Below are 17,378 nucleotides of genomic sequence, written 5' to 3'. Positions count from 1 at the left end.
ACCCATTTTGAAAAGGATTAACCCCATGAACATCAACCTGCAACTCGACGCCCTGCGCAATGCTTACCGCGACGCCAGCATCACGCCTCGGCAACTGCTACTGAGCCTGCGCGATAAAGCCGCGGCGCTGAACCCGGACTATCACCTGTTCATCCACTTGCTCAGTGTTGAAGAACTGGAACCGCACCTCGCCGCACTCGACGGTCGCGACCCCGACAGCTTGCCGCTGTTCGGCGTGCCGTTCGCGATCAAGGACAACATCGACCTGGCGGGTATTCCCACCACCGCAGCGTGCCCGGCGTTTGCCTACGTGCCGGAACGTTCGGCGACCATCGTCGAGCAATTGCTGGCACTGGGGGCGATTCCGTTGGGCAAGACCAACCTCGACCAGTTCGCCACGGGGCTGAATGGCAGTCGCTCACCGTATGGCGCGTGCCCCAACAGCGTGTTGCCGGAGTATCCATCGGGCGGCTCCAGCGCCGGCTCTTCGCTGGCGGTGGCGCTCGGCGTGGCGAGTTTCTCCCTGGGCACGGACACGGCGGGTTCCGGGCGAGTGCCGGCGGCGCTGAACAATCTGGTCGGGCTGAAAGCCACCAAAGGGTTGATCTCCACGGCGGGTGTGGTGCCGGCATGTCGTACGCTCGATTGCGTGACTACGTTCACCGCGACCGCTCGGGAGGCCAGTCAGTTACTGGCGCTCACCGCACACCTCGATCCACGCGATGAGTACAGCCGCAGCAATCCGCTGTGGAATGACGGCTCGGCGTTCGGTGCGCCTCGCCCTTTCCGCTTCGGCGTGCCGCGTGCTCAGGATCTGGAGTTCTTCGGCTGCCCTGAAGGCCCGCTGTTGTTCGCAGATGCCATCCATCAACTCAAGGCGTTGGGCGGTGAAGCGGTAGAACTGGATATGTCGCCGTTCCTTGAAGCGGCGCGTTTGCTTTACGAAGGACCGTGGGTAGCCGAGCGCTACAGCGTGGCAGGCGATTTGATGGAGCAAAACCCGGAATCTGTGCTGCCGGTGATTCGCGCGGTGCTGGCCAAGGCTCCAGCGGTAAACGGCGTGCAAACGTTCCGCGCCCAGTACCGGCTGCAAGCCCTGAAAGCCCTGTGCGACAAGGCGCTGGACGGCCTCGATTGCGTGCTCACGCCCACCCTCGGCCGCCCCGTCACGCTGGCGGAACTGGACGCCGAACCGGTGCTGCGCAATTCGGAACTGGGCTACTACACCAATTTCATGAACCTGCTCGATTACGCCGCCGTCGCCGTACCCAGCGGTTTCATGGGTAATGGTTTGCCTTGGGGCGTAACGCTGTTTGGCCGGGCATTTACCGATCAATATTTGTTGAGCGTGGCCGATGCCTTGCAACGCCAGCAAGGTTCGGTCGCGCCTGCGCCGACAGCTGCCGCACGCAATGACCGGGCGCGATTGGTGGTGTGTGGCGCGCATCTGGATGGGTTGGCGTTGAACTGGCAGCTCAAGCAGCGCGGGGCTCGGTTGGTCGAGACCACGTTCAGCTCACCGGACTATCAACTGTATGCCTTGGCCGGTGGCCCACCGTTTCGTCCTGGGATGGTTCGGGTGAAGGAGGCGGGTGTGGCGATTGCCGTGGAGGTTTGGGAATTGCCGAGCAGTGAGTTAGGTTCGTTTTTGACCGGGATTCCGGCGCCGCTGGGGTTGGGCAAGGTGCAATTGGCGGATAGGCGCTGGGAGAGTGGGTTTATCTGTGAGGCGTATGGGTTGGAGGGGGCGGTGGATATTAGTCATCTTGGTGGATGGCGTGCTTATCTGAAAGAATTGCGTTGATCTCACGATTCGCGGGCAAGCCCCGCTCCTACAGGATTGCACGGTCCTTGTAGGAGCGAGGCTTGCCCGCGAAGCGGCGGCCCAGGCGCCACCGCCCCTGATCCTTGCCGATTCACCCTACAAATGCAGCAGTTATTTCCCCGCAGTGCCATTAGAATGCCAGCCATCAGGTCACTGCCAACGGAATCATCATGCCGCTTCGCTCGCCGCTGTATTCGCAACGTTCGTTGGTCCTCACGCTGATCGCGCTGCTGGGCGCAGGTTTTCTCGCCACGTCCTTCCTCAGTTACTACGCCTCGCGGGCGTCGATCCGCGACAACATCATCAACACCGAACTGCCGCTGACGTCGGACACGGTCTACTCGGAAATCCAGAAAGACCTCGTCAGACCGATCCTGATTTCCTCGATGATGTCCCGGGACACCTTCATGCGCGACTGGGTGGTCAACGGCGAAAACGACCCCGAGAAAATGACCCGTTACCTCAACGAGGTCATGACCCACTACGGCGCCTACACCGCCTTTTTCGTCTCCAACAGCAGCCTGACCTACTACCACGCCAAAGGCGTACTCAAGCAGATCAAAGCCACTGAGCCCCGCGATGGGTGGTATTTCCGCGTACGTGACATGGCCGATCCGTACGAGATCAACGTCGATCCGGACATGGCCAACAAGGACAACCTGACCTTCTTCATCAACTACAAGGTCTACGACTACAACAACCGTTTCATCGGTGCTGCGGGTGTCGGACTGACGGTCGATGCGGTGATTAAGCTGATCGACAAGTACCAACAGCGCTACCAGCGTAGCGTGTATTTCGTCGACACCTTTGGGCGCCTGGTGCTCACCGGGGCTGAGGGTGGCCCGCAGGGTGCGCGGGTCGGGCAGACCCTCGGCGAACTCGACAGCATGAAAAGCCTGGTCAGCCAACTGCCCAAACCACACAGCGGCAGCTACGAGTATTCCGTCCGGGGCCAGGGACATTTCCTCAATGTGCGTTTCATTCCGGAGCTGAACTGGTACTTGTTCGTCGACAAACGCGAAGACGGCGCCCTCAGTGAAATCCGTCAGTCGCTGTACCTCAACCTGTTGATCTGCCTGATCGTCACGCTGATTGTGCTGATCCTGCTCAACCGGGTGATCAAGCGCTATCAGGGCAAGATCCAGGCCCAGGCGATCCTCGACAGCCTGACCGAGTTGCCGAACCGTCGCGGCTTCGACCTGCTGGCGGCGCAAGCCATGCATGAAGCCCAGCGCGAGCCCAAACCACTGACCGCGTTGCTGCTGGATCTGGACCACTTCAAGGCTTTGATCGACACCTACGGCCACCTTGCCGGCGATCAGGTGCTGATCGGTTTCGCTCGGGATCTGGAGAGCTGCCTGCGACACTCCGACATTGTCTGCCGCTGGGGCGGTGAGGAATTCATCGTGTTACTCAAGGACACTGACGGTGAGACCGGTCGGATGATCGCCGAGAAAATTCGTCAGCATGTCGAGCAACAACGTTATGCCTACAACGATCAGGCCTTGCAGCTGACCGTGAGCATCGGCGTTACCACCCTGCAGACCGATGACACCTTGCACACGCTGGTCTCGAGGGCTGATCATGCGATGTACCGGGCCAAGCAAGCCGGCCGTAACCGCACCTGCGTGGAAATGCCTCAATCCAGTTATGCATAACCCTACATGAGTAAGCCTGACCTCTGCCCAGCGTGCGGCGCCTCCAACGACTGTACGCTGGCCGACCCGCGAACCGCCGATCGGGCCTGCTGGTGCTACGGCGTCAGCATCGACCCGGCCGTGCTCGAAGCGCTGCCGGCCGGCCTGCGCGACATATCCTGTCTGTGCCCCGGCTGCGCTCAGGTCGAGGCGCAGTTGCAAGCATCCGCCCGGCCGATCACGTAAGATGCGCAGCCCTTTTCCCACCGACCTCTAGCCATGCGTGTAGACCGTTTCCTCAGCAACCTGCCGCGCTTCAACCGTAAGCAGGTGCGTCTGTTGCTGGTGGAAAAGCGCGTCAGGATCGACGGAAAAATCGTCAGTGACCCTCACGCCGAAGTGCGCGAGTTCTGCCGTGTCGAGGTCGATGACGAGGTGCTGCAAGTCGGCAAGCCGGTGCGTCACTTCATGTTGCACAAGCCAGCCGGTTGCGTCAGCGCCACCCGTGATCCGGAGCACCCGACCGTACTGGACCTGATCCATGAGCCGGACAAGGATGAGCTGCACATCGCCGGTCGGCTGGATTTCAACACCACCGGTCTGATGCTGATCACCAACGATGGCAGCTGGTCGCGACGCCTGACCCAGCCGCAGACCAAATTGCCCAAGGTTTATTACGTCGAGACCGAGCAGGACATTGGCCCGGAGTATGCACTCGCGTTCACCGAGGGGCTGTACTTCGCCTTTGAGGATCTCACCACCCAACCCGCCGAGCTGGTGCTACTCGGGGCAAAATCGGCGCGGCTGAGCATCGTCGAAGGTCGGTATCACCAGGTGAAGCGGATGTTCGGCCATTTCGACAACAAAGTGCTGCGCCTGCACCGCGAAAGTATGGGCCCGCTGGTGCTCGACATTGCGCTGAAACCGGGCGAGTACCGCGCATTACGCACCGAAGAGATTCATTTGATCTAAGCAGGTGACCGCTCAGCAGAAGTTGTCGAACAATTTGCCAAAGATACTTGCGCGATGACGTGACCCCTGCTTGAATCAGGACGTCGGCCGAAATGTGACCGATGAGTCACAACATACTTCTAAGAAACTTTTTGCCGGTAGAGAACCTTCAGGTTCCACCTTTCCCCGGCAGACTGCCCGCCAATAACAATACCCGTCGACCGGACTGCAATGGATCGACATGGGCCTCTCAAATTCCAGGCGTATGCCTACCTGTCACAAAGCTCGTGCAATCTGATTTGCACGCATACCCGCTTGCCAGGAGTCTTATGACATGAGGCCAGAAATCGCTGTGCTGGATATACAGGGTCAGTATCGGGTTTACACGGAGTTCTATCGCGCAGATGCCGCAGAGAAGACCATTATTTTGGTCAACGGCTCGATGGCCACGACTGCGTCGTTTGCACAAACCGTGAAAAACCTTCACCCGCAGTTCAATGTGGTTTGCTACGACCAACCCTACGCGGGCAAGTCCAAAGCCCACAACCTGCACGAGAAATTGCTGACCAAGGAAGTCGAAGGGCAGATCCTCCTGGAGCTGATCGACCACTTCGCCGCCGAACACGTGCTGTCGTTTTCCTGGGGTGGCGCCGCGACCCTGGTCGCCCTGGCCCAACAGCCACGACGGATCGAAAAAGCCGTGATCAGCTCGTTCTCTCCGGAGATCAACGCGCACATGCTCGACTACCTGGAGCGCGGCATCGATTACCTCGGCAGCCGGGACGGAGACCGGGTGGGCAACCTGGTGAACAGCACCATCGGCAAACACTTGCCGACGCTGTTCAAGCGTTTCAACTATCGGCACGTCAGCTCCCTGGCCGAGCATGAATACGGGCAAATGCACTTCCACATCAGCGATCTGCTGCACAGTGATCGTCAGTGCTTTCTGAAAGCCGCGGAGAAAATCAAAGTGCCGGTGCTGTTCATGAACGGCGAATGGGACGAATACACTGCTGCCGACGGCGCTCAACTGTTCGCCAACCACGTGCAACACGCCACCTTCACCACCCTTGAGGCCACCGGGCACTTTCTCGACATGGAGCACAAAGCTGCTTGCCGAGACAGCCGCAATGCATTGCTGGGGTTTCTGAAACCTGCGCAACACGAAAGCCGACCGCGTTACCACTACGTCCAGGACCAACATGCATTGGCCATCTGAAACAGCGTCATCGCGAGCAAGCTCCGCCCCGCAGCGTTAAACGCATTTCTGTAGGAGCGAGGCTTGCCCGCGAATGACCGTCACACGGTCCCTGTTTGTGTTTCACCCGGCGCTAAAGCCATCGCGCACAAAGAAAAACTTCATTTCCACGGCCACATCTGGTACAAAGTCAGCCGCTCCAAGCGGGTGTCGTATAATGGCATTACTCCAGCTTCCCAAGCTGATAACGAGGGTTCGATTCCCTTCACCCGCTCCAATCGAATTTTGGTCTCACGTCGTTTTTTGACGGGGGATGCATTAAAGAAAAACCGGCCTTGATGGCCGGTTTTTTTGTGTCTGGGGTTTCGCTTCCTGAAGCAATGATTTCCGTTAGCGTTTTTCTCGCAAAACACGGGAACACGCGAGCGTGGCGAGCTGAGAGCTGTCGGAAAGACCCCGCAATACACAAAACACTTCAATTCAGGCCCCGCTAAAGCCATCGCCGCAGAGTCTCCCTAGACTCGATCCCGATCGCCTATGTCATCGAACCCAGGAAGGTTTCGGTGGTTATAGTGTTGATTACATAATTCCAGTAGGTATAGTAACCACAAGCACACCACAGGGAGGTGTTGTGAATAGCCGATTTTTGATAAACCAAATCGTTGCGGACGGCTGGTATCTGGTGCGTATCAGAGGCAGCCATCATCACTTCAAGCACCCGACCAAGCCGGGGCTAGTGACAGTCCCCCACCCGAAGAAAGATCTGCTAAAGAAAACGGCCATCAGTATTTTGCAACAGGCGCTGCTCTAATGAGCCCGATGCGCCGCGTCCTCGGAGGACAATGAACATGCTTTACCCAATTGCGATTTCAATGGGCGACGACGAGCACGCCTGGGGAGTGGAAGTCCCCGATATTCCGGGGTGTTTTTCCGCCGGGGAAGATCTGGATGACGCGATGGCTATGGCTCGGGAAGCCATTGAAGGCCATTTTGAGATTCTGGCCGAAGACGGTTCACCTATTCCACCCGCTAATAAAGTGACCTTGCATGCGGCCAATCCAAAGTACGCAGGCTGTGCGTGGGCGCTGGTGGACATCGACGTTACCAAGTACCTGGGCAAGGCTCAGAAACTGAACATCACACTGCCTGGTTACCTGCTCAATCGGATTGATGAGTACGTGCTGCACCATCCGGAAGAGAAAAGCCGTTCGGGTTTTCTGGCCTCGGCAGCGCTCAAGGTGTTGCAGCAGAGTTAATGTGCTGACTCAGATATGTATCAACCGGCCCCAAGTGGCCGGTTTTTTTTGCAACGGGATTAGTGAACCACGTGCCGATTGGCTCACTCTTAGGGATTGCGAACGAGGCTGATAGTCAGAAAAAGCAACGTCCTACACGACTCTGGGAATTGTCCGTACACTTACGCATTGCTGTGTTTTTGTCACGAAGCCTATAGTCCGTTCACGCCCAAATGGCGTATCGGGTTTGGCGACTCGATGACAACGACCCAGAGGCCTCGGAGTTTTTTCGGAGCTTTTCTGACTGCACTTGGCTGCGCTTTTTTTGGTGGCTGTGCGTGGGAGACCTTCGGGTCTGCCGGTTTTACCGTTGTCCGGTTCGCCAACCCGCGTACAGCTACCACCCTTTTGTTTGGCGACGATTGAGTGGTAGGTCTTTCACCTACTAACGGTAACCACTCATGAATGAATACATGGCTTTAACCAGCAACGCCGACGACCTCCCCTCGCTATATGTAAATACCACCCAACCGCTGCACTCACTGCTTAGCACCGCCCGCTACCGAATTGGGGCGGTAACACAGATCCTGGAAAACCTCGCAATGCGTGGCGACATCACCACCGATTCGGTGATTCTCAGCGACTTCGCATTGCTTTGCTGCATTCCCTTGCGCGATGGCTTGCGATGTGCTGGACGTCATTGCTCGACGCATGGATGCGCAGTAGTTCTGACGTGATACGGGGGTGCCCCTTTCGGGGCATCCTCAGTTAGCAGCTGCCGAGCCTGCGTTCGGCTGCGCAGCAGTCGTGAAATTGGACGTAGTCGTTTTTCAGGAAGACCTCGCACTCAGGTTTTACGACTGCTGCGCAGCCGAACGCAGGCTCCGCCAGCTGCTATGTATGGACTCGCCCCCACTGTCTACCCGCTTTTGAAAAAACCGTCGCCCCGTTGCATCTATGTATCAGGCCTATTCGTGGAAGCCGTCTTCGGCTTCTGGCCAAAATTGGAAAAGCTCGTGGTATGCCGATTACAGTCAGGCCTCGAAGGCCAGTAGCAGCTTAGGCATCAATCCACGCCGGTCTTACCTGGGGTCAATTTTCTTCAGCAAAGGGTCGGACAGTCAGTACCTCGGTGGCAGAACTCTGTCGCTCAGTGGCTTATCGTCGCTTGCTGGCCATCACCAGCGTGGCGACGATAAGTCTGGTCATTCTGTAGAAGCACCCAGACGATTCGCAGGTTGCGGTTGGCTAGCCTGATCGCAGCCTCCTTACGACCCAGCCGGCTCACCCAGCGCAACAAGCGGCGGTCATCGGGTTGCTGGGAATCAGGTCGTAGTTGTTGCAGCACCGCATGGGCTCCCTGGATCATCAGGCTGCGTAAATAAACATCACCTCGCTTGGTCATGTCCCCCAGCCGGACCGTCTGCCCGCTGCTGTGCTGGTCAGGCACCATGCCAAAGTACGCGGCAAACTTGCGGGCATTGGGAAATCGCTCAGGTTTGGTTTCCTTGGCCACCAGTGCCGTGGCAGTGACTGGGCCGATGCCGCGCACAGTCATCAGTCGCTTCGCCGTCATGTCGGCGTTGGCGGCCACTTCCAGGCGTCCCGTCAGCACGCTGATGCGCTCGCCCAAATGGCGCCACTCGGCCAACAGTTCGTCGATCAGTTCACGCAGCAGGCCAGGCACCGGCTGGGTAGCATCTTCCAGTACCCGCGGAATTTTCTGGCTGATCGCAACATCGCCCTGCGCCAAGGCCACGCCGTGCTCGAGCAGCAGGCCGCGCATCTGATTACTTACCGCCGTGCGTCGACGCACATAGCCCTGACGGGCGCGATGCAGCGCCTGCATTGCCAGCGCCGCAACGCTTTTGACCGGTACTGCGCAGATTTTTTCATCGCGACCAGCCCGCAGAATCGCCAGCGCATCGTTGCGATCATTTTTAGGTCCGCTGCGGTGTGTGGCCACCAAACCGGCTGGAAGAATCCGCGCCAGATTGCCTTGGTCTTGCAGCTGCCGGGCCCAGGCTTGAGCGCCCGGACCGGTTTCCATCAAAACCACGACATGAGGCGGTAACTGTTGGAGAAACTCATAAAACGCCTCACGCGACTTGATCCGCTGCTCATAGCGCACCTGGCCGAGGACATCTTCACCGGCGACCTGAAAGACCTGCTTGGCCAGATCGACCGCCAAGGTTGTGCAGGCCGACAAATCGGAAGAAGACAGGGATTGATCAATCGAACTATGATTTTTCATGGACTCGCCCTCGCTGTCGTTGGCTGTTTAGACTGCCACCGTGGCGCATTGACGCCTCGGCTTGGGCGAGTCCATCCAATTACAGTTTGTGTCGCTTCTTAACTGATCGGCCGCACCTCTGGTGCCGCCTGTGAACGATCTCAACAGAGCACCCCGAACATGACGCAAAACATCTACGACGACCCCGAATTTTTCCAGGGCTACAGCCAGATGGCCCGCTCCATTGGTGGCCTCGAAGCCGCACCCGAATGGCCTGCAATCAAAGCAATGCTGCCCCCCATGAAAGACCTGAAGGTGATAGATCTCGGCTGCGGTTATGGCTGGTTTTGTCGCTGGGCCAGTGATCAAGGCGCCGATAGCGTGCTCGGCCTGGACGTCTCGGAAAAAATGCTGGAGCAGGCACGCAACACGACGTCGGCGACGAATATCCAATACGCCCGTGCCGATCTGGAACAACTCGCCTTACCCGCAGCCAGTTTCGACCTCGCCTATAGCTCTCTGGCGCTGCACTACATCAAGAATCTCCCAGGACTGTTCGCCAAAATCCACGCGGCCCTTAAACCCGGTTCGCGCTTTGTCTTTTCCATCGAACACCCGATCTTCATGGCCCCGCGCAATCCGGGCTGGCTAATTGATAGCGAAGGGAACAAGCGTTGGCCGGTGGACAGTTATCAGCTCGAAGGCGAGCGGGTGACGAACTGGTTGGCCGAAGGCGTGATCAAACAGCACCGCACCCTCGGCACCTTGCTCAATACGCTGATTGGCGCAGGTTTCAGCATCCAGCATGTCAACGAATGGGGGCCGACCGATGCAGAGGTGGCGGCGCAACCGGCCCTGGCCGAAGAGCGGGAGCGACCGATGATGATGCTGGTCAGTGTTCAGCGCTGAGTACCAAACAAAGGGACAGATAACATTCAGCGTGATCCGTCCCTTTTTGCACTAGCGGGTCGCGACGATAAACAATCGCGGGAAAGGCAACAGTACCGAACCATCGCTCAGCGCCGGATACGCCTGCTCAATCGCGGCTTGATACTGCTTGAGGTATTGGGCTTTTTCCGCCTCATCCAGCGGCTCGAGAAATGGCCGCAAGCCGCTGCCCTTGAACCACTCGACCACACCGGATGCGCCGCCCGCGAGCGGGTGATGATAGGTGGTGCGCCACACGTCGACTCGCGCACAGTGCGGTCGCAGTATCGAGTAGTAATCGCTGGCGATCGCCATTTCCGTGCGTTGCCCGGCGGCGTCCGCCAACTTGCTGGCCCACGGCCCATCAGCGGCGACTTCGCGCATCAGGCGATGGGACGGCTCGTTGAGATTGTCGGGCATCTGAATGGCCAGGCTGCCGCCCTGGGTCAGTCGGGCGGCCAGCGAAGGCAGTAACGTCGCGTGATCGGGCACCCACTGCAACACCGCGTTGGCGAAAATCACATCGAACGGGCCGTTTTCGTTCCAGGTATCAATGTCGGCCGTGTCGAATTGCACCTGCGGCAAGCGCTTGCGGGCGGCCTCGATCATATCGGTCGAACTGTCCAGCCCCCCGCACCGTAGCATTGGCGAAGCGCTTAACCAGCAACTCGGTCGAATTGCCGGGGCCGCAACCGATGTCGATTGCCGAGCGCGCTTCAACAGGGGGGATTGCGGCCAGCAGGTCACGCGCGGGGCGTGTGCGTTCATCTTCAAAAGCGACGTATTGTTTGGCGGACCAACTCATTGCGTTCTCCTGTCGGTGCGTTGTCGTGATCTGGGCGGACAACCGGTTCGCTACGATACATTGACGAGTGCACTGCGCCCTGCCGAACTCAGTAACCATTTCAGACGCATCACCCTCATTAGCAGCAGGCTTCGCCACCTGCTACAGATCGAGTAAAGGGTGCGGATACTATTTATCCGCCGCTTCCTTGCTCTGCATCTGCACAGAAGACTTGGTGCCATCCGTATTGTCCTTAGTCTCGTTATCAGAATTGTCAAAGCAGCCCTGCAACGCGAGCAGGCAGCAGGAAAGGCAAAGCATACGAGCGAGGTTCATGTCGTTCTCCGGCATTTAGGGACTTGAAGTAGTGACCCAACCGCGGCGAGTTGGTTGCCATTGATTTCGCCCGTCGCGATGAGCGTTGCTTGCCCCGCAGAGACGATCTGAAATGTAAGCAGAATTTTCATCATGCCCGCGCTGTCACAAATTGAGGCGCATCCCTATAAGGAACACGGCAATGAAATTCGCAAAAGTCGCTCAGAAACTGGCCCTGTGGGCGGGCAGCCCCAAGACGTTCATGGGGGCGATCATTCTGATTTTTCTGTGGGGCCTGAGCGGGCCAATTTTTGATTACAACGACACCTGGCAACTGATCATCAACACTTCAACCACCATCATCACGTTCCTGATGGTGTTCCTGATCCAGAACACGCAGAACCGTGACACCGACATCCTGCACTTGAAAATCGATGAGTTGCTGCGGGTGAACAAGGAGGCGCAGAACGCGATGCTGGGGCTTGAGGCGCTGGACCTCAAGCAGTTGGAAGCGCTGAGAAAGCAGTATCGAAAACTTGGCGAGGGCGAAACGATTTCCCTGGACGGCACCGCCCTCCAGGGAAAAGGTAAGCAGGATTTGAATGAATGCTGATCGGGATAACGCGGGGGGTCCGAGATCACCCGCGTACTTCTTGGGTTAGCGACTGGCCAACGCCCTGGCCATTTGCAAATGGTTCTGCAGTTTGGGCAGGGTTTCCTCGGCAAAGGCTTTGATTTCAGGCACGTCAGTGGTTTGCGCTTCCTGTTGAAGCTGCTCAATGGCTTCCTGGGTGGTTTTCACCTGACTGGCCGCATAGGCCTGGTCGAAGCTCGCGCCGTCCTTCACTTGCGGCATCAAGGCTTTGGCTTTATCGACGACCTCCTCACGCGGTGCCACCGGCAAATCGAGTTGCTTGGCGATTTTCGCCAGATGCTGGTTGGCGGTGGTGCGGTCATTGATGACGACGATGGTGAAGTCCTTGACCTCTTTGGATTCGGTTTTCTGGTGCGCCAGGCGGCTGGCTTCGATATCGGCCATGCCTTTGGCCGACGCATCGTTAATGAATTCGGCGGGGGACTGGGCAAAGGCACTACTGGCACACAGGCCCAGTAACGTGGCAAAACTGGCATTGCGTAATCGGGTGGCCATCCGGCTCATGGTCGCGCCCTCCTCGTAAAAAATTCAAACGGGAGCTTACGCTCCCGCCTCTCAATCAAAACTACCTCCACCACTACTTCGACTTCTGACCACCTTTGCGGCCCATATCTGGTTTCGCAGGTTCTTTATCGACAGTCGTGGTGGTAGTTTTCCCACCTTTGCGACCGGCTTCAGACGCCTTCGTTCGATCGCTGGGGGGGTTTCCCGAGTTCGAGTTTCTTGAATTAGGCATGATTCTCTACCTCTTGGTGATGATCGCGGCGAGCAGGCGCCCGCATAAGATCAGAATTTCCATGACCAGAAAGGTTTAGAAAACCTGGCATCGCCGCGACGAACGGTGACGAAACTCAGCCCCCGGTTCGCAGGTGATGCTGGCGTTTGGCGGTGTACATTGCCTCATCGGCGTGTCGGAACAACTGCTTTTCTTCAGTGCCGTGGTCGGGGTATCGCGCAACGCCGATGCTCGTCTGGATGGTCAGGCTGTGGCCGTCCAGGCGCAGGGGTTGAGCCAGGACCTGACGGATTTTTCCCGCCACGCTGTCGGCGTCTTCCGAGGCGTGGATGCTGTGCAACAGCACCACAAACTCATCCCCGCCGATGCGCGCCACCGTGTCGGTTTCGCGTACGCAGCCTTTGAGCCGATTGGCGACCGCTTGCAGCAGCATGTCGCCCACAGCATGGCCGTGGGTGTCGTTGACTTGTTTGAAGCGGTCGAGGTCGACGTACAGCAACGCCATTCGGCCGCTGTCCGCCCGGGCCAGGGTCAGCGAGGCTTTGAGCCGGTCACGGAGCAATTCGCGATTGGGCAGCTGGGTCAGTTGATCGTATTGCGCCATGCGCTGCAGTCGGGCGTGCAATTGCTTGCGTTCGATGGCGGTCGCGACCTGTGCGCACACGTATTGCAGCAATTCCTTGTCCTGTTCGGTGTAGCGCTCGCCACCGGGCACGCTTTTAACGATCAGTGCACCGATGGTGCCATTTTGTGAACTCAACGGAACGCCCAGCCAGCAGGGCGAATGCTGGCTCTCGACCAGCGCCTCAAACCCTTCCGGCAAATTGTCCTGGTCCGGGGTCAGCAGAATCGGCTGGCCGCTGCGAATCACCTCGGCGCAAAGACGTCCAGTGATAGTCCCAGGCTGCTCGGGCTGCAGCTCATGGTCATCGACGTGATAGGGGAAATTCAGCTGCGCGCAGTGTTCGTCATACAGCGCCACCGAGAAATTCAGTGCCGGCAGCCATTCACCGATAATCAGATGGACGCGCTTGAACAGCGCCAGCAAATCTTCCGCCGCGTGGGCCGCTTCGGAGATCGCATACAGCGCCGCTTGCCGGGACTCTGCCTGCTTACGCTCGGTGATATCGCGCGCCACGGCGATGCGCAATTGGTCGACCTCCGACCAGCGTGCCGACCAAAGGATGTGCACCACTCGGCCATCCTTGCGCAGGTAGCGGTTTTCGAAATTGAGCTTGGGCTCGCCGCCCATGATCTCCCGCGCGGCATCGAGGGTGCGCTGACGATCGGCGGGATGCACCAGGTCGATCATCGGCTGGCCGATCAGCTCTTCGGGGGTATAACCGAAAATACGCTCGCAGGCCGCGCTGACAAATACGAAGCGACCTTGTGTGTCGACCGCACAGACGGCGTCCATCAAGAGATCGATGTAACTCGCCGACGGCGCGGAATTTCTGGTTGCCATGGTGCAGGGCGCATGTCCGAATAATGCATAAAAAAAACATCCCTGACGGGTCATACGCTCAAGCGATGATGTTGCAACTGACGCTTCCCTGCGATCAGTTTCAAGCCTTGTTCGTCAGCAGTCCCGGCAATGCATGCGCCAGGGCGTTGATGGCGAAACCGATAAACATCACCCCACACAGCCGGGTGATCAACAGCTCATGGCGCTGGTACACGTTGCGCACCTGTCGCGCACCGACAATGCCAATGAGGATAGCGTAGGCCATGAGGCCACCGACGAAGCTCAGGACAATCAACCACGGCAGCATCGACCAATGCAGCAATTCGGCACGGCTGGACAGCAGCGCGGTAAACGTCGCTACCGCCACCGGGTAAGCCTTCGGATTGGTCAGGCCAAACAGAATGCCGTGCCAGAACGGCTGCCGCGCCGGGCCCTGTGGCGCTTCGACACTGCTGCGACGAGCGCGAACCGCGCGCAGGCCGAGCCAGAACAGATACAGCCCGCTGAGCACGCCCAGCACATCGAACGCGGTACTGCCGATTTCCCGCGCACCGACAATCGCAATCAGCGCCGTGCTGCACCAGACCACATCCCCCAGCAAATGCCCGCAGAGAAACCCCGCCCCAGCCCTCCGACCACGCGCCGCACCGATGCCGAACACCGCCAACACACCCGGCCCCGGCGTGATGCCGTAGATAAAACCCGAGGCGAGAACGGCCATTAGCAGCGATGGGGTCATGGGGAGTCCTGTTGAGCTACTTTGTGAATGCACGCAAGTCTATCTCAGGTCTCCGGGGATCGACTTACTGATCGTCGAAGAACTTCATCCCTGCATACGGTTGTTGTCGACAGGCCTTATCTGATCCCCTATCGAGTTCGCCAAGGTCGCCTTCAAGTGCTTAGGGTCTTCCATACTCGGCGACTTCCTCCCACCAATTAGTAGACATCACGCGCTCCACCCTGAAGATCAATCCCGCCTAATCCCCTCCTCAATCCGCCCATTCAACCAATTCAACGCCTGATCCCCACCCCGCCGTTTATGCCACGCCAACACAAAAGTGAACGACGGAATATGAAACGGCGGTGGAATAACAATCAACGACTGCTCATCAATGTCGTGCAGCCCCCGGGATGCAACAGTAAGAATCAGGTCGGTACCGCTGATGAATGCCGGGGCAACGCTCCAGTGCGGCAGGCTGATCGCGACTCGACGGCGTTCACGCAGCGCAGTCAGGGCCCGTTCGATTTCCGGGGTACCACTGCCGCGCATTTCCAGCAGGACGTGGGGTCGTGCGAGGTAAGTTGGCAGGTCGAGTACGCCATCGGCGCGCAAGCTGTTGCGGTCCACCAGACAGGCATAGTGCTCTTCGAACAGCGGGGTGCTGCGCAATTCGTTCGGCAACTCTGGAAAGACGCCTGCCGCCATGTCGATGTCGCCGTTGAGCACAGCATCGAGCATACCTTCGCGGCTGGCATGGCTGATTTGCAGGTCGATGCCCGGCGCTTCCCGGCGCAAGGTCCGTATCAAACTCGGCAGGACGATGGCGGCGCCGTAGTCGGACATCGCCAGACGAAAGGTGCGCTTGGCGGTCGCCGGATCGAAGGTATTCGGTGCCAGCAGCGATTGCACCTGAGCCAGGGCTTCAGCCAAAGGCGCCATCAACTCCAGGGCTCGCGGTGTTGGCACAAGAGTGGCGCCCGCCCGCACCAGTAAAGGATCGCCGAGCAGATCACGTAGTCGCGCCAAGGCATGACTGACGGCCGGCTGACTCAAGTGCAGGCGCTCGGCGGCACGGGTCACGTGTTGTTCGCTGAGCAAGGCGTCGAGGATCACCAACAAGTTGAGGTCGATGCGTCGAAGATCATTCATCTGATGCATGTTCTGGATAGCAATTTGGAATTTAAATCTGCGCGACGAATACTCTAGAGTCCAGCAAAACCTGTTGGAGAATTATCATGAGTACGTTGCATTGGACCGGGCTGTTGCTGCTGGCCGTGATTGCCGGGGCGGTGGTGCCTTTTCAAAGCGCGATCAACGCCAACCTCACGCGTGGGTTGGGTCATCCGTTATGGGCGACGCTCGCGTCGTTATTGGTGAGTATCGTGGTGTTGTTGCCGATTATGTTGGCGATGCGATTGCCGCTGCCATCACTGACGTTCATCACCAGGGCACCGCTGTGGATGTGGGCTGGTGGTGCGTTCGGGGTGTGTTTTATCTCGTTGGCGCTGATGTTGCTGCCCAAGCTTGGGGCATCGGGGTTTATTGCTTTGGCGCTGGCGGGACAGGTGGTGGCTTCGCTGGTGCTGGATCACTTTGGATTGTTTGGGTTGATAGAACGGCAAATGACGTTGCCGCGGGTGGTTGGGGCGGTGTTGTTGATTGCCGGTGTGGTGTTGATTCAGTTCGGTGATATGCCGGCCAAATCGGTGATCGCGACATCCTGATCGTTCCCATGCTCTACGTGGGAATGCAGCCCGTGACGCTCCGCGTCACTGGACGCGGAGCGTCCCTAGAGGCATTCCCACGCAGAGCATGGGAACGATCATCATCCTGCGATCGCAGCCTGCGCCAGCCCTGCAAGGATGCGTGGTCGATGCAGGGACCGGCGCAGCCTGCGAACTTTTAAAACTTGTCGAGCGCGCGCAGCTTCTGCGGCAACCCCCACATCAGCAGCGCAACGGCGATCAGCGCAGCGGCGCCGAGGACATACAGCGTCCCCGCTGCGGGGCCCAGAAATTCAAGCCGTAGGACGCCACTTGAATCAGGAAGTAGATCAGCCCGAGGGTCAGGAAACCCGGGAACAGCAGCGCGGCGAGCAACGAGCCGCCGCTCTTGTACGGTTCATGGTGCGCGATACGGCTGGCCAGCAGCTTTTTCTTTGCTCGCGATAGCGCTGTATCAGTCAACATCGATGTTGGATGTGACTCAGTCATCGCGAGCAAGCTCGCTTGTATGTTTAGACTTGAAGGGGTGGGCGAGAAGGGCTTGGATGCCCGCGCAACTGCTCGAACAACATTCGACTCACCGGCGACAGCGACGCTTCATCGCGCACCACCAGAACCAACGCACGATCCGACCAGTCATCCGAGAGCGGCACCGCACGCAAACCCAACGCCCGGCCAAATAATTCATAGGCCTTTTGCGGCAGGATGCCGATGCCCATGTTGGCCTGGACCATCCTGCAGACCTTTGACATCACTGTCACTGGAGCAGATTCCCAGGTCGGCCACGCCATCCAGCACTCCCTGAATCACTCCGCTGCTGGGGCGTTCTTCGACATCGGTCTTGACCTGAGGATGACGCTCGGAAAAGGGGGCTCGATGCTTGGGTTCGGCTGAGTCGGCAGGATAGCCCTGTTTCCAAGCATTTAGCCCACAACATCACGAGGCATCGCCCTACACATAAATCTCTTGTAA

At 58.4% G+C, this 17,378-nt stretch carries 17 protein-coding genes, 1 tRNA gene and 5 pseudogenes; 13 read left to right on the top strand and 10 right to left on the bottom strand.

Annotation, left to right across the window (positions count from 1 at the left end; genetic code table 11):
• Nucleotides 1-25: 25 nt before the first annotated feature.
• The 9 genes and pseudogenes from atzF (at nucleotide 26) to ACYZTX_RS09230 (ending at nucleotide 7,572) form a co-directional block, all read left to right on the top strand.
• A complete protein-coding gene (gene atzF, locus ACYZTX_RS09270) occupies nucleotides 26-1,804 on the top strand; it encodes an allophanate hydrolase (RefSeq protein ID WP_462033809.1) in 1,779 nt (592 codons plus the stop codon).
• Nucleotides 1,805-1,995: 191 nt separating this feature from the next.
• Nucleotides 1,996-3,483, top strand: a complete 1,488-nt coding sequence (locus ACYZTX_RS09265; RefSeq protein ID WP_462033808.1) for a sensor domain-containing diguanylate cyclase — start codon at nucleotides 1,996-1,998, stop codon at nucleotides 3,481-3,483.
• Between the two features lie 6 nt (nucleotides 3,484-3,489).
• A complete protein-coding gene (locus ACYZTX_RS09260; protein WP_131063201.1) occupies nucleotides 3,490-3,708 on the top strand; it encodes a cysteine-rich CWC family protein in 219 nt (72 codons plus the stop codon).
• A 33-nt stretch (nucleotides 3,709-3,741) separates the two neighbouring features.
• Nucleotides 3,742-4,434: a pseudouridine synthase gene (locus ACYZTX_RS09255; protein WP_462033807.1), complete on the top strand. Its 693-nt coding sequence runs from the start codon at nucleotides 3,742-3,744 to the stop codon at nucleotides 4,432-4,434.
• Nucleotides 4,435-4,747: 313 nt separating this feature from the next.
• A complete protein-coding gene (locus ACYZTX_RS09250) occupies nucleotides 4,748-5,632 on the top strand; it encodes an alpha/beta fold hydrolase (protein WP_462033806.1) in 885 nt (294 codons plus the stop codon).
• Nucleotides 5,633-5,814: 182 nt separating this feature from the next.
• A tRNA-Gly gene (locus ACYZTX_RS09245) sits at nucleotides 5,815-5,888 on the top strand.
• 354 nt (nucleotides 5,889-6,242) lie between these two features.
• The gene (locus ACYZTX_RS09240) at nucleotides 6,243-6,422 is read left to right on the top strand and encodes a type II toxin-antitoxin system HicA family toxin (RefSeq protein ID WP_462033805.1); all 180 of its coding nucleotides are present in this window, start codon (nucleotides 6,243-6,245) and stop codon (nucleotides 6,420-6,422) included.
• Nucleotides 6,423-6,459: 37 nt separating this feature from the next.
• Entirely contained in the window at nucleotides 6,460-6,867 is a 408-nt protein-coding gene (locus ACYZTX_RS09235; RefSeq protein ID WP_149417810.1) for a type II toxin-antitoxin system HicB family antitoxin, read from the top strand.
• A 440-nt stretch (nucleotides 6,868-7,307) separates the two neighbouring features.
• Nucleotides 7,308-7,572, top strand: a pseudogene (locus ACYZTX_RS09230) (short-chain dehydrogenase).
• A 424-nt stretch (nucleotides 7,573-7,996) separates the two neighbouring features.
• Here ACYZTX_RS09230 and ACYZTX_RS09225 read toward each other — a convergent pair.
• Nucleotides 7,997-9,055 (bottom strand): IS110 family RNA-guided transposase, encoded by a 1,059-nt coding sequence (locus tag ACYZTX_RS09225; RefSeq protein ID WP_462037001.1) that lies wholly within the window; start codon nucleotides 9,053-9,055, stop codon nucleotides 7,997-7,999.
• A 204-nt stretch (nucleotides 9,056-9,259) separates the two neighbouring features.
• Here ACYZTX_RS09225 and ACYZTX_RS09220 point away from each other — a divergent pair, with 204 nt between their 5' ends.
• A complete protein-coding gene (locus ACYZTX_RS09220) occupies nucleotides 9,260-9,988 on the top strand; it encodes a class I SAM-dependent methyltransferase (RefSeq protein ID WP_462033804.1) in 729 nt (242 codons plus the stop codon).
• Nucleotides 9,989-10,039: 51 nt separating this feature from the next.
• Here the strand turns inward: ACYZTX_RS09220 and tam are convergent.
• Nucleotides 10,040-10,811, bottom strand: a pseudogene (gene tam / locus ACYZTX_RS09215) (trans-aconitate 2-methyltransferase).
• 168 nt (nucleotides 10,812-10,979) lie between these two features.
• Nucleotides 10,980-11,126 (bottom strand): hypothetical protein, encoded by a 147-nt coding sequence (locus ACYZTX_RS09210; protein WP_462033803.1) that lies wholly within the window; start codon nucleotides 11,124-11,126, stop codon nucleotides 10,980-10,982.
• A 181-nt stretch (nucleotides 11,127-11,307) separates the two neighbouring features.
• Here ACYZTX_RS09210 and ACYZTX_RS09205 point away from each other — a divergent pair, with 181 nt between their 5' ends.
• Nucleotides 11,308-11,718 (top strand): low affinity iron permease family protein, encoded by a 411-nt coding sequence (locus ACYZTX_RS09205; protein WP_462033802.1) that lies wholly within the window; start codon nucleotides 11,308-11,310, stop codon nucleotides 11,716-11,718.
• 45 nt (nucleotides 11,719-11,763) lie between these two features.
• Here ACYZTX_RS09205 and ACYZTX_RS09200 read toward each other — a convergent pair whose 3' ends face one another.
• The 4 genes from ACYZTX_RS09200 to ACYZTX_RS09185 all read right to left on the bottom strand — a co-directional run bounded on the left by ACYZTX_RS09200 (nucleotide 11,764) and on the right by ACYZTX_RS09185 (nucleotide 14,700).
• Nucleotides 11,764-12,264 (bottom strand): DUF4142 domain-containing protein, encoded by a 501-nt coding sequence (locus ACYZTX_RS09200; protein ID WP_462033801.1) that lies wholly within the window; start codon nucleotides 12,262-12,264, stop codon nucleotides 11,764-11,766.
• A gap of 73 nt (nucleotides 12,265-12,337) precedes the next feature.
• The gene (locus ACYZTX_RS09195) at nucleotides 12,338-12,496 is read right to left on the bottom strand and encodes a stress protein (RefSeq protein ID WP_449642565.1); all 159 of its coding nucleotides are present in this window, start codon (nucleotides 12,494-12,496) and stop codon (nucleotides 12,338-12,340) included.
• A 115-nt stretch (nucleotides 12,497-12,611) separates the two neighbouring features.
• Nucleotides 12,612-13,961, bottom strand: coding sequence for a sensor domain-containing protein (locus ACYZTX_RS09190; RefSeq protein ID WP_462033800.1), 1,350 nt, complete (start codon nucleotides 13,959-13,961; stop codon nucleotides 12,612-12,614).
• A 100-nt stretch (nucleotides 13,962-14,061) separates the two neighbouring features.
• On the bottom strand, nucleotides 14,062-14,700 hold the full coding sequence (locus ACYZTX_RS09185) for a LysE family translocator (protein WP_462033799.1): 639 nt from the start codon (nucleotides 14,698-14,700) through the stop codon (nucleotides 14,062-14,064).
• Between the two features lie 108 nt (nucleotides 14,701-14,808).
• Here ACYZTX_RS09185 and ACYZTX_RS09180 point away from each other — a divergent pair.
• Nucleotides 14,809-14,901, top strand: a pseudogene (locus tag ACYZTX_RS09180) (type II toxin-antitoxin system RelE/ParE family toxin); the annotation flags it as partial.
• 27 nt (nucleotides 14,902-14,928) lie between these two features.
• Here the strand turns inward: ACYZTX_RS09180 and ACYZTX_RS09175 are convergent.
• A complete protein-coding gene (locus ACYZTX_RS09175) occupies nucleotides 14,929-15,840 on the bottom strand; it encodes a LysR family transcriptional regulator (RefSeq protein WP_462033798.1) in 912 nt (303 codons plus the stop codon).
• Nucleotides 15,841-15,917: 77 nt separating this feature from the next.
• On the opposite strand from ACYZTX_RS09175, the gene ACYZTX_RS09170 reads away from it, so the two are divergent.
• Nucleotides 15,918-16,406: a DMT family transporter gene (locus ACYZTX_RS09170; RefSeq protein WP_462033797.1), complete on the top strand. Its 489-nt coding sequence runs from the start codon at nucleotides 15,918-15,920 to the stop codon at nucleotides 16,404-16,406.
• 276 nt (nucleotides 16,407-16,682) lie between these two features.
• On the opposite strand, the pseudogene ACYZTX_RS09165 reads toward ACYZTX_RS09170, so the two are convergent.
• A pseudogene (locus ACYZTX_RS09165) lies at nucleotides 16,683-16,838 on the bottom strand (MFS transporter); the annotation flags it as partial.
• A gap of 80 nt (nucleotides 16,839-16,918) precedes the next feature.
• A pseudogene (locus ACYZTX_RS09160) lies at nucleotides 16,919-17,291 on the bottom strand (LysR substrate-binding domain-containing protein); the annotation flags it as partial.
• Nucleotides 17,292-17,378: the final 87 nt, after the last annotated feature.

Source organism: Pseudomonas sp. MDT1-17 (genome assembly GCF_054898105.1).
Note: the sequence above shows the minus strand (reverse complement) of the source record. Positions and strands in the feature narration are given on the sequence as shown.